Consider the following 12,305-nt stretch of genomic DNA (forward strand, 5'->3'; position numbering starts at 1 on the left):
TATCTTTTTATTATGATAACTACCGATATATTGATCATAGGTGCCGGACCTACCGGGCTTTTTGCTGTATTTGAAGCAGGATTATTGAAAATGAAGTGCCATATTATTGATGCACTTCCACAGCCGGGAGGACAGTTGGCCGAGCTTTATCCTAAAAAGCCTATTTTCGATATTCCGGGGTATCCTTCGGTAAATGCCGGAGAATTGGTTGATAATCTAATGGAACAGATCAAGCAGTTTCAACCTGGATTCACGTTGGGAGAGACCGCGGTTTCTTACACCAAGGTAGATGATGAATGGTTTGAAGTGATTACCAACAAAGGAACGGTTCACAGAGCAAAAGCTATCGCTATTGCAGGGGGGCTTGGAACATTTGAACCAAGAAAACCTACGATTGAGAATATCGCTGATTATGAAGAAAAAGGGCTTGAATATTTTGTAAAAGAGCCTGAGCACTTCAGAAATAAAAAAGTGGTGATCGCAGGAGGCGGAGATTCTGCTCTTGACTGGAGTATTTTCCTTTCTAATGTTGCCAGTGAAGTTACTTTGATTCACAGAAGAAATGAGTTCAGAGGAGCTCTTGATTCCGTAGAAAAAGTTCAGGACCTTAAAAATCAGGGAAAAATCAAGTTGATTACTCCTGCTGAAGTTACTGGTATTAAAGGTGAAGGTAAAGTGGAAGCCATTACGGTAGAAGTAGAAGGTCAGGAGGCTTATGATATTGAAACAGACTATTTCATTCCTTTATTCGGTCTTACTCCAAAATTGGGAGAAATCGGAAACTGGGGATTAAATATCGAAAAAAATGCGATTGTAGTCAACAATGCTCTGGATTATCAGACCAATATCGATGGTATCTATGCCATTGGTGATATCAATACCTATCCTGGTAAATTAAAGCTGATTCTTTGTGGATTCCACGAAGCTACTTTAATGTGTCAGAGTGTATACAACAGATTAAATCCTGGGAAAAAATTCGTTCTGAAATATACAACAGTAAGTGGGGTAGACGGATTTGACGGAAGCCGTAAAGAAGCTGAGAAGGCAGTTGTTAAAAAAATTGACTAAATTTGCTGCAGGGAAAATGATGGTATCAGAAATAAAAAATCTGTTTGTCATTAACTATTAACCAGCAATTATCAGTAAATGAACGATATCAATATTAAAATCACCGATAGAGAAGGAGTAACCCACGATGTAGTAGCCCCTACGGATATGTCTATGAACCTCATGGAAATCATCCGTTCCTATGAACTGGCCGAAGAAGGAACCATTGGTGTATGCGGAGGAATGGCTATGTGTGCTTCATGCCAGGTATATGTAATCAACGATCCGGGGCTTGAGCCAATGGGTGCCGAAGAAGACGCCATGCTTGCAGAAGCTTTCCATGTAAAGGATAACAGTAGACTGGGATGCCAGCTGCACATCGTTAATGAAATGGAAGGATTGGAAGTAGAAATCGCTCCTTATCCTTAAGAATATTTTAAATTTAATTAATATAAAAACCTCCTGAAGATTTTCTTCGGGAGGTTTTGTTTATGCTAAAAAAGCTATTATCTGTAATCTGAAAAATAAATTGTTCCAAAATCTTTAACCGTTTGAACTTTTGTTTTACTTTCAACTTCCCCATTTTTATAGGATTCAGATATTCTAACTTCTTTGTGAAGAATGAAATTATTTGAAAGTTTATCATACTTAAAAGTAATTTTTTTTTTCATTTTTGTCCCTTCTGGAACCAATTGGTAGGCTAGAATAATAGAAAAACTATTCTTTCTAATTTTTAAATCCTTGAAAGGATCTGTGAGATCTTCATTACAGTCTGAACAAGGCACAATATTATTGTTTGATGTAGAAAATGAAGATGTTCCGTCTTTTTGTAACAAGTCTATTCTTACAATTCTACAGTTCATATCATCATGATCTCCAATATAATTATTTTTACATTTAACGCTTTCAATTTCTATATTGTCAGGAATTTTATCATTATTCAGATCATTTGTATATTCTTTGAAGATGTATCTTGATTTTTGCGCCTTACAAAAATTATTTAAAAGGAATGAAGAGAATAATATCAATATAAATTTAATCATCATTTATCAATCATTATTTTAAACTTTATCCTTCGAAATCCACTTACCAACTGTAGGTGCCTGATAGTTTCTCATCTTTTCCAAAAGTTCTTCGATGTTTCCACTTATCAAAAGCATATCCAGGTTCACCTGCTTTAAAAAACCTTTATCCACCATGGTCTGAACCAGTTTTATTAAGTCATCATAAAACCCGTCAATATTAAGAATCCCAATGGGTTTTTTGTGAAGACCAAGCTGTGCCCAGGTGATCATTTCGAAGAACTCTTCCAACGTTCCATAACCTCCGGGAAGGACGATAACACCATCACAAAGCTCATTCATTTTAGTCTTTCTCTCATGCATGGTTTCTACAAGAATAAGCTCTGTTAAATTTTTATGGGCGATTTCTTTTGATTTTAAAAACTGAGGAAGAACGCCGGTCACTTTTCCGTTTTCACTTAAGGCTCCGTTGGCTATTGTTCCCATTAAACCGGTCTCCGAGCCTCCATATACAAGCTGTATGCCTTGTTTGGCCAATGTTTTGCCCAATAAAAAGGCCTGTTCTTCATAGATTTTATCCGAGCCGAAGCTTGACCCGCAAAATACGGTGATACTTTTCATCATTGAATGAGTTTAAAATTAAAAATATCCAAAATCATAAGACTTTGGATATTCAATATAACAATATTATTTGATTTATTTCAAAGGGATATTCGCTAAAATATCTTTTGTAAAGCTCCAGAACTTCTGTGCTGAAGGAATATTTGCTTTCTCATCAGGAGAGTGCGCTCCTCTGATCGTAGGTCCGAAGCTTACCATTTCCATTGCTGGGTAATTAGCTCCGATGATTCCGCATTCCAGTCCTGCGTGGCAAGCTACTACATGAGGTTTTTCTCCGAATTTTTCTGTGTACAGCTTTTCCATTATCTGAACGATCTCAGAACCCGGCTTAGGCTTCCATCCCGGATAAGATCCGCTGAATTCTACATTCATTCCGGCTAATTCCGCTACAGATTTTAATTGTTCCGCTACAGAATATTTGGAAGAATCTACAGATGATCTGGTAAGGTTTAATATTTTAAGTTCTCCGCCTTTTAATTCCACTCTGGCTACGTTATTAGATGCTTCTACAAGATCTTTCACGTCCGGGCTCATTCTGTAAACTCCGTTGTGAAGCGATTTTAAAGTCAGGATGATCTTTCTGGAATCGTCTTCAGAAACTGCCTTCTCCGCTGAAGTAGAGTTTTCAATATTAATCTGGATTCCCGGTTCAACGGAAGCAAATTCTTCTAAAATTTCTTTTTTAAGAACGGTTACCTCTTCGATGAATTCTTGGGCATTTCTCACAGAAACTATAGCAACACCCTCTCTTGGAATGGCATTTCTAAGACCTCCGCTGTCAATAGAGATTAGTTGAATATTTTCTTTCGCGAGACCTTTGTAAAGAAGTCTTCCCAGAATAATATTGGCATTTCCGAAGCCTTTATGAATGTCCATTCCGGAGTGTCCTCCCTGAAGTCCTTTCACTTCAATTCTTACGGTCTGCCCTTTCGGAGCTTCAGTTTCATATTGCTGGGTAATGGTTACATCAACACCTCCTGCACAGCCTATATCGATTTCGTCATCTTCTTCCGTATCAAGGTTCAGCAGGATCTCACCTGTTAGTTGTCCCGGTTTTAAACCTAAGGCTCCTGTCATTCCTGTTTCCTCATCAATGGTGAAAAGTGCTTCCAGGGCAGGGTGGGGAATATCAGAGCTTTCAAGGATCGACATGATCGTTGCTACTCCCAAGCCGTTATCAGCTCCTAAAGTAGTTCCTTTTGCCTTTACCCAGTCTCCGTCAATTTCCATCTTGATACCTTCTGTTTCAAAATCGAAATTAATGTCATTGTTTTTCTGGCAAACCATATCCAAATGCGACTGAAGCACAACGGATTTACGGTTTTCCATTCCGGCAGTAGCCGGTTTTTTAATGATGACATTTCCTACTTCATCCACAGTAGTTTCAAGTCCCAGATTTTCACCAAATTCCTTGATGAAAGCAATTACTTTTTCTTCTTTCTTTGATGGTCTTGGAACAGCATTCAGTCTGGAGAAATTTTTCCAGATAATCTGCGGTTCTATATTAGATAATTCCATGAAATTTATTTTTCTCAAAATTACGAAATAAAAAATGCTTCCGTGAATTCAGAAGCATTTTTGTAAGTCGTTTTTAGGATAATTATCCCAATTGGCCAAGCAGCCTTATCGTTTTAACATCCGCATTCTCCGTAGATCGGCATTGTTTCTGTAGTCCCGTCTGGTTTTTCAATCGTCAGGGTTCCTTCAAATAATAAAGCCTCTTCGCCTTTTATTTTTTTACCTTTTACAGAGATTTTGTAGTTATCGTTTTCTATTTCTTTGGTGAGTTCTTCATCAGCTTCCATATCGCTTGAAGAGATCAGGTTCATAGCCAGTCTTTGCCCGTCCAGCTTCATATAAGCTGTTTTTCCGGCATCGTTGGCATAAATATATTTTTCAGCTTCAAAATCAGCCTTGTTTTTGGCAAAATAACATGAACATTCTTTGATTTCTTTCGGAAAAGGAAAGATATCCACCAGGATTTTTTCTGATGAAGCCTGAGCTTTTAGAGAATCCTTTGTTATATTCAAAGAATCGGCAGCTGGTGTATTGGTAACAGAACCTTTGTCCTTTTTACACGCGGTTAAAAGTAGTGCTGAAAAGAAAATAATCAGATATTTCATTGTGTGCTGTTTTTGTGGTTTAGCCTCTTGATCTTTCCAGAAGAACCATCATCAGTAATGATAAGATCACAAGACTTTCGTCTTCATCATCAATATCAATCAGTCTGTCCAGCTGAAATCTTCTTCCGAAGAATGAAGGCATTTTTTTCATTTTAAAATAGGCTTTCCCGTCAATTCCGGTTACGGTGTAAGAAGGATTAAGGAAATAACCGGTAAACATTCCGATGATTGGAATTTCACCTACGAAACCATCCCAGAATCTTACCCATGCACTGTCTTCCTGTACTTTGAATTTTGGCTGATCATTGGCATCAAGAATATCATAGCTTGCTTTCCAGATAGAACGCATCCCTTTTCTGGCCAGTCTTCCGTAATTTTTGTTTTCAGTAATGTCGTTCAGGGAATATGATGCATTGAAATCGATCCATTGATTGGCTCTGATTCTGAACAACTCTTTAGACTTGCTTTCATCATTGAAAACAATAACATCTTCTTTTAGTTTGAACATTTTCTGACGAACATAGGCTACATAGTTTCCGTTTTTATCAGTAATGTTGAAATCGCCGGCTAGTGTTGTGATTTTAAATTTGAAATCCAGCGGATAATTAAGATTTTTAAGTACCATTAGTTTATTTTTTCTTCCAATTAATATTTAGAGCTCAAAGATAAAGGTTTTTTTAGAGATTGAGGAAAAAAGAGGGATAAGGGAGAAGATAAAGGATAAAAGATAATGGATGAATAGATGAGAGATATGCAATTGCACTGCTATTGTTTATTTTACCCTAAACCCTAAACCCTAAACCCTAAACCCTAAACCCTAAACCCTAAACCCTAAACCCTAAACCTTAAATCTTGAACTCAAAACCATTGGTACTACTCAACTATATTCCTTATTTTTGCGCTATGGATTACCCTAGTAAAGTTTTGGCAAAGGCAGTAGATGAAATTTCGGGACTGCCCGGGATAGGACGGAAAACGGCTTTGCGACTCGCTCTTCATTTATTGAAACAGCCTAGCTCCAGGGCGATGAGCCTCGGAAACTCCTTAATTAATCTTGTTAATGAAATAAAATATTGTAGAGAATGTCATAATTTCTCAGATTTTGATGTGTGTGAAATATGTGATAACGAGAAGAGAAGCAGTGAGCTGATCTGTATTGTAGAAGATGTAAGAGATGTTATTGCTATTGAAAATACAGGAAAGTTTACGGGGAAATATCTGATTTTAGGCGGGAAAATATCACCAATGGAAGGAATAGGACCTTCCCAGCTGAATATCCCTAGTATTGAAAGAAAGCTGAATGAGGGAAAAGTCAAAGAATTCATCTTTGCACTGAGTGCTACGATGGAAGGAGATACAACAGCTTATTATATTTATAAAAAGTTTAAAAACTTCAATGTAAGTTTTTCCAGTATTGCCAGAGGAATTTCAGTAGGGGATGAGTTGGAATATGCCGATGAAATTTCTTTGGGAAGATCTATTATGAACAGGCTTCCGTATAACGAAAAAGATTAATATGAAGCTGTCAGTTATTATCGTTAATTATAATGTTACCCGGCTGCTCAGAAGCTGTCTCTTATCTGTTCAGAAATATACAGATAAGGAGACCTGTGAAATTATCGTTATTGACAATGCCTCTACGGACAGCTCGTGGAAAGATCTGGTCTCCGAATTTCCGGAAGTTCGTTTCATTGCCTCAGAATCTAATGACGGTTTTGCCATAGCCAATAATAAAGCCATTAAAACAGCATCCGGAGAATATCTTCTGATCTTAAACCCTGATACGGAACTGGAAGGTTTCTACATGCAGGAACTTCTGGATTTTGCCGATTCTAAGCCGGATTTTGGAGGACTTGGAGTCCGAATGCATGATGCGGAAGGTGTTTTTCTGCCTGAAAGCAAACGTTCTGTTCCTGATATGTTCAATTCTTTTGAAAAGCTGTTTACCAACTTTAAAAAGAACAATTCAAAGTCCTATTACAGGAATGATATTAATGAATATGCTGTAGCAGAAGTAGAGGTGGTTACAGGGGCATTTCTACTGGTGAAAAAAGACGTGTATGAGAAAATAGGAGGCTTAGACGAAGCCTATTTCATGTATGGTGAGGATATTGATCTTTGTTATACTTTATTGAAGCACGGCTATAAGAATTATTATTACGGAAAAGCTTCCATTCTTCATCATAAAGGAGAGAGTACGGTTAAAGATGAGGTGTACCTCGAAAGATTCTACGGAGCAATGCAGATTTTTATTGATAAGTATTATAAAAGCTCCAAACCGGTTCAGTATTCGTTTTTAAAGGCCGGGCTAAAACTGAGACATAAAATTGAAAGAATCAAGCTCAAATAAAAAAGCAGTTCAATAATTTGAACTGCTTTTGTTTTATATAAAAGTATAGACTTTTTATTATTTTGCCGGAGCTACCGGGGTTTGAGCCGGAGTTGTAGTAGAAGCCGGAGCAGACTGTTGCTTTGCCGGAGCCTCTTTTTTCACAGGCTGTTGTGCCGGAGCTGTTGTTGATGGTTTTCCGGTAACCACAACACTGATAAGGATAAGAACAATAATTATTCCTCCTAACGTCCATGTTGCTTTTTCCATGAAATCATTGGTTCTCTGTACTCCAAACTGTGCAGAAGATGCACCTCCGAAAGTACTGGAAAGGCCTCCACCTTTTGGATTTTGAGCCATAACAACAATTACCAATAAAACGCTGGCAATCATAACAAGAACCATCAATAGTGTAAATATAGTATCCATTAATTCTGATATCTTTTTGAATGGGCAAATTTAATCTTTTTTTACCGAACAACAAAAAAAGATGTCTGCAAATATCGTTTAAAATAAAAATGGCAGCTTTTGCTGCCATTTTTTATATGAAAACAGGTTGTTTTTATTTAAAATCTGAATCTTTAGCCTGGTTCAGCTGGTAAGCCTGTACAGTCAGATCTACATCCATTCCGCCCATATTCTGAATGATGGTAAACGGAAGTTTAACTCCTGAAACATCTTTGTAGTTGTTGTAGCTTGTAGGAATAGAACCTCCTTCAGATACTTTGATTTCTCCGGTTTTAAGGCCCGTCTTTACACTGTAGTAATAAGTGTCTTTAGGCCCTTTTACCACATATGAATCTTCATTGTTGTACTTTTCGATTCCTGCCACTTTAATATCCGCTGATTTTGCGAAAGTAAGCTCAGGAAAAAGTTCAGGATCTGCCATTTCAGCCTTTTCCTTGTCGCTTAAAGGTACTTTTTGTCCCTGTGCCTGCTGATAACCGTCTTTACCGTCAAAAACAATCTTCTGAAGGGTATTTCCTGCCATTTTCAGTTCCATAAGCATTTTACCACCTTTGGCCTGAATCAGTTTCATGCTCATATCCATTCCCTGGATTTTAGTAGTAGCATCCGAAGAAATAGACGTTACTTTCTGTACAGCCGCCAGACCACCAATTGCATTGATGTATTTATCCGCTACAGAAGCAGCAGTAACATTGGCGTCAGCCTTTTGTACAGCAGGTTTTGCAATTGGATTCGCTTCTCTGTCGAAATATTTTACCGGATAGCCCAGTTTTTCCAGTCCTTCAGAAATATCAGCGGCTTTTCCAGCGATGAAAATTCTGCTCTGGTTAGGAAGGATTGTAGCTTTAGCAGCAGCAGAAACATCAGCAACCGTTACTTTATCAATAGATTTCAGGTAATTGGAGTAGAAATCTGCCGGAAGGTCCTGTACTTTCTGGTTTAAAGCAAATCTTGCGATTGTTTCAGGTTTTTCAAGAGCCATGATGAAAGATCCTTTCAGTTTAGCCTTTGCATTTTCTAATTCCTGAGGTTTTATTGTGGTAATTCCGTTAAGTTCAGTCATAAATTCCTTAACAGCTTTATCAGTAACCTCATTTCTTACACTGGCTTCAGCAGAAAATACCGGAGTATATTTGCTGGCGCTCATGCTGGAGTAAGCTCCGTAAGTGAATCCGTTCTTCTCACGAAGGTTCATGAAAAGTCTGGCTTCAGCACCGCCTCCCAAAATATAATTGGCAATAGTAGCCGCAAAATAGTTAGGGTCTTTCATTTTTAAAGTATTGAGATTCCCTACAGATACTACAGATTGTACCGCAGAAGGAACATCCACTACATTAACCTCTGTCTTTGCCACGTTAGAAGCGGGTTCTAAAGCAGCAAACTTAGTACCTGCTTTTTTCCAGCCTGCAAAAGCTTTTTCAACCAAAGGCTTTATCTGGTCAAACTTCACGTCCCCTACAATCACAAGGTAAGCATTGTCCGGTGTATAATATTTGCTATAAACATTCTGTACATCAGAAAGTTGAATTTTATTGATTGATTCAACGGTTTCAAATTCTCCTCTTGAAGTATTTTTTCCGTACATCAATGCGTTGGAAACTCTTGACGCAATAGAAGGAGCATTTTTCTCGTCTGCCTTTAAACCTTCAATTGTTCTGTCTTTGGAATCTTTGATTTCCTCTGCAGAAAAGTTCGGATTGACAATAGCATCAGCCATCAGTCCTAAAACTTCAGGGAAATACTTTGATAATGAGCCTGCAGACGCACCTGCTGATGAGAAATTAATTTGGGCTCCTAAAAAGTCTACCTTTTTATTGAATTCGTCTTTGCTTAAGTTTTTAGTTCCGTTTTCAAGCTGCTCCGCCATGATCTCGCTTACTCCGGTTACATTTCCTTCATAATATGGAGGTCTGTCCATGGAAAGGCTTGCGCTTACTCTCGGCAGCTTGTTGTTTTCTACCACCATTACAGTAAGCCCGTTGCTCATCTGGAATGTTTTTGGCTTGGCAATGTTGATGGCAGGAGTTGGTCCCGGCTTTGGCATTGCGTTAAGGTCTATTTTTTGTGCAGAAAGCATTCCTGCGAATAAAAATGCTGCCGCTATATATGTTAATTGCTTTTTCATTTGTAAAAATTATTATGGTAATCAATTTTTTCCTGTACTCCGTAGATTACTTTTTCTCAGGAAGGTAGTTAATGATCACTCTTTGGTTAGGATTCAGATACTTTTTAGCAGCATTTTGCAGATCTTGTCTGGTGATGGATCTGTAAATGTCGATTTCCTTATTGATAAGGTTGGTATCTCCCATCAGTACGTGGTTGGTTGCTAGTGAAACAGCAATTCCCTGAATACTTGAGTTAGCGTTTACAAACTGATTTTCGAACTGATTCTGAAGTTTCTGATAATCTTCTTCGGAAATTAAAGTAGTCTGAACTTTTTTAATTTCTTCATCAATTACTTTTCTCAGATCCGCTTCAGGTGTAGGCCCCATCGGGATCGCAAAAAATGCAAAAACTCCGTCTTTTTCAAAAGCAAGCGGGTTAGCGGAAACCTGTAAAGCTTTCTTATCCTGATCTACCAGTTTTTTGTATAATACTGAAGATTTTCCACCGCTCAGGTAAGCAGAAAGCATGTCCAGTATTTTGGAGTCTCTTTCGGTATTAGCAGGCGTTCTGTATCCGTAAATATAAGCAGGAAGCTGAATATTGGCATCCGTATAGGTTACCACTTTTTCCTGAGTAATAGGAGCATCTTTAGTATAAGTTCTTGTAATAGCCGCTCCTTTCGGAATTCCTCCGTAATATTCCTGAATCCATTTTTTAGTCTGTTCAGATTTAATATCTCCCGCTACTACTAAAGTTGCGTTATTCGGGATATAATATTTTTTGTAGAAATTCTGGAATTCTTCCAGCTTGGCAGCATTAAGATCTTCCATAGAACCAATCGTAGACCAGTGGTACTGGCTGTTGGTAAACATATTGTTAAGAATAGCGGTGAAAAGATTTCCGTACGGTCTGTTATCCATACTCAGTCTTTTTTCTTCCTTTACAACTTCTCTCTGAGTATCCACCCCGATCTGGTTGATTACAGCATGGCGCATTCTTTCTGCTTCCATCCACAGTCCTAGCTGCTCGTTGTTGGAAGGGAAAGTCTCGTAATAATAAGTTCTGTCGTTGCTGGTGTTGGCGTTGTTCTGTCCTCCGTTAGAAGAAACAATTTTCATCCATTCGCCTCTTTTTATATTAGGAGTTCCTTCAAATAAAAGGTGTTCAAAGAAGTGTGCGAAGCCTGTTCTTTTTGTAGCCTCGTCTTTGGCCCCTACATGATACATTACTCCTGTAGTAACTACCGGTGCAGAATTATCCTGATGAAGGATTACATGAAGGCCGTTTGGCAGGTCATACTCTTCGAATTTAATTTGCTGTGCATTCAGCATCATTCCGAAAAAAGATGCAGCTGCAACAGAAAGAAGTCGTTTTTTCATAAAGCAGAAATTGTTTTGCATAAATTAGTAGAGAAAATACAGTATTTGTTACATTTCTTTATGTTTTTTTTTCATTTTTGTAAGGACGTAGAAATTATTTTAAAATCGGGATGAAAATTTACTCTGTTATATGGTTTGTCTTGTTCAGTATATTGATAAATGCACAGGAAATTACAGATAAAGAAGCCTTCAATAGGTGCCTGAAGGGATTTAGCAGGAAAACCTGTCTTTCTGATGAAGATAAGGATGGAATTCTTTTTTATCTGGATAAATGCCCTAAAGAAGCTGGGCCTGTAGAAAATAGCGGCTGCCTGCTGCCGGATCAGGACAAAGACGGAGTTTTGGATCAGGATGATGAATGTCCGGCAAATCCAGGGCCGGCAGAAAATAATGGATGCCCATGGATGGATACGGATAAGGACGGAGTTCAGGATAAAGATGATGCCTGCCCGGATGTATTTGGTGCAGCAGATAATCTTGGCTGTCCTCGACCCAAAAAAGATTGCAAAAAAGTATATGAAAGAGAGAAAACCCAATATAAAGAAGACCTGAAACAGGTTGAGAAAATGGATTTCAATCTACTTTTTACCATTATTTTAGAAGATGAGGATTTTAAAACATTCTTTATACCCAAAAGGAAATTTATTTTCCTGAGAAAAATAATTACAGGACCTTCTGCGGAATGTGGAAATGACCCTTATTATGATTGTCCGCATTTTGAAAAGATCATTGGGGCAGATGTTTTCAATAAATTGTGGAGCCCTGAAAATTTTAACAGATTCAGAAAAAAGACAGGTAGCAGTACCATCATTCCTGTACCGACTTTACAAAGAGGTGACGGAATTTTTTTCGGCCTGGAAAATGATGAAAATAATTACTTTGTAAATAATGGCATCACTCCGTTTTACAAAGGAAAAGTGAATGATAACGGAAGAATACAAAATATTTATTACATCTCCCCTCAAAAGCCTGTTGAAGATCTATTCATTACCAGAAAGGATGAGAAATTTATAGATATTGAGAGTGTGAGTTTCGGGATTGCAATGTATCCGAGGTACGACACTGAAGGTCATATGGGTTTTATGATCCAGCTGAGCTTTTCAGATTCTGAAGGAGCTTCCCGTAATGCACCGGCAAAATTCTATCAATTCAAAGAAAGAAAATGGGTTCAGATAAAAGGTCTTGAATAAGCAAACCTCTACAGCACTGA

Annotated in this window: 13 protein-coding genes; 5 read left to right on the forward strand and 8 right to left on the reverse strand. The window is 38.0% G+C overall.

The annotated features are described in order from the left end of the window. Nucleotides 1-12: 12 nt before the first annotated feature. On the forward strand, nt 13-1,068 hold the full coding sequence (locus FW768_RS20145; RefSeq protein ID WP_153398468.1) for an NAD(P)/FAD-dependent oxidoreductase: 1,056 nt from the start codon (nt 13-15) through the stop codon (nt 1,066-1,068). Nucleotides 1,069-1,146: 78 nt separating this feature from the next. Then, complete coding sequence (locus tag FW768_RS20150; RefSeq protein WP_062701105.1) at nt 1,147-1,476, forward strand: 2Fe-2S iron-sulfur cluster-binding family protein; 330 nt, start codon at nt 1,147-1,149, stop codon at nt 1,474-1,476. Between the two features lie 77 nt (nt 1,477-1,553). On the opposite strand, the gene FW768_RS20155 is transcribed toward FW768_RS20150, so the two are convergent. From FW768_RS20155 to FW768_RS20175, 5 genes are all read right to left on the reverse strand, one after another. After that, complete coding sequence (locus tag FW768_RS20155; protein ID WP_153398470.1) at nt 1,554-2,093, reverse strand: hypothetical protein; 540 nt, start codon at nt 2,091-2,093, stop codon at nt 1,554-1,556. Nucleotides 2,094-2,108: 15 nt separating this feature from the next. Further along, a complete protein-coding gene (locus tag FW768_RS20160) occupies nt 2,109-2,690 on the reverse strand; it encodes an LOG family protein (RefSeq protein WP_153400002.1) in 582 nt (193 codons plus the stop codon). A gap of 75 nt (nt 2,691-2,765) precedes the next feature. Beyond that, nucleotides 2,766-4,208, reverse strand: a complete 1,443-nt coding sequence (locus FW768_RS20165) for an aminoacyl-histidine dipeptidase (RefSeq protein WP_153398472.1) — start codon at nt 4,206-4,208, stop codon at nt 2,766-2,768. A 113-nt stretch (nt 4,209-4,321) separates the two neighbouring features. Further along, nucleotides 4,322-4,813 (reverse strand): hypothetical protein, encoded by a 492-nt coding sequence (locus FW768_RS20170; protein WP_153398474.1) that lies wholly within the window; start codon nt 4,811-4,813, stop codon nt 4,322-4,324. A gap of 19 nt (nt 4,814-4,832) precedes the next feature. Continuing rightward, entirely contained in the window at nt 4,833-5,438 is a 606-nt protein-coding gene (locus FW768_RS20175; RefSeq protein ID WP_153398476.1) for an LURP-one-related/scramblase family protein, read from the reverse strand. A 278-nt stretch (nt 5,439-5,716) separates the two neighbouring features. Between FW768_RS20175 and recR the strand changes: the two genes are divergently transcribed. Beyond that, a complete protein-coding gene (recR, locus tag FW768_RS20180; RefSeq protein WP_153400004.1) occupies nt 5,717-6,328 on the forward strand; it encodes a recombination mediator RecR in 612 nt (203 codons plus the stop codon). After that, the gene (locus tag FW768_RS20185) at nt 6,324-7,163 is read left to right on the forward strand and encodes a glycosyltransferase family 2 protein (RefSeq protein WP_153398478.1); all 840 of its coding nucleotides are present in this window, start codon (nt 6,324-6,326) and stop codon (nt 7,161-7,163) included. Before recR ends, FW768_RS20185 begins: the two co-directional genes overlap by 5 nt. Nucleotides 7,164-7,220: 57 nt before the next feature. On the opposite strand, the gene secG is transcribed toward FW768_RS20185, so the two are convergent. From secG to FW768_RS20200, 3 genes are all read right to left on the reverse strand, one after another. After that, nucleotides 7,221-7,571, reverse strand: coding sequence for a preprotein translocase subunit SecG (gene secG, locus FW768_RS20190; protein WP_153398480.1), 351 nt, complete (start codon nt 7,569-7,571; stop codon nt 7,221-7,223). A gap of 133 nt (nt 7,572-7,704) precedes the next feature. After that, nucleotides 7,705-9,735 carry a M16 family metallopeptidase gene (locus tag FW768_RS20195; protein ID WP_153398482.1) on the reverse strand — a complete coding sequence of 677 codons (2,031 nt, stop codon included), beginning with the start codon at nt 9,733-9,735 and terminating at the stop codon, nt 7,705-7,707. A 46-nt stretch (nt 9,736-9,781) separates the two neighbouring features. Beyond that, nucleotides 9,782-11,095, reverse strand: coding sequence for a M16 family metallopeptidase (locus tag FW768_RS20200; RefSeq protein ID WP_153398484.1), 1,314 nt, complete (start codon nt 11,093-11,095; stop codon nt 9,782-9,784). Between the two features lie 110 nt (nt 11,096-11,205). Here FW768_RS20200 and FW768_RS24040 point away from each other — a divergent pair, with 110 nt between their 5' ends. Then, nucleotides 11,206-12,285, forward strand: coding sequence for a thrombospondin type 3 repeat-containing protein (locus tag FW768_RS24040; protein WP_153398486.1), 1,080 nt, complete (start codon nt 11,206-11,208; stop codon nt 12,283-12,285). The last annotated feature ends 20 nt before the right edge of the window (nt 12,286-12,305 follow it).

Source organism: Chryseobacterium vaccae (genome assembly GCF_009602705.1).
GTDB lineage: Bacteria > Bacteroidota > Bacteroidia > Flavobacteriales > Weeksellaceae > Chryseobacterium > Chryseobacterium vaccae.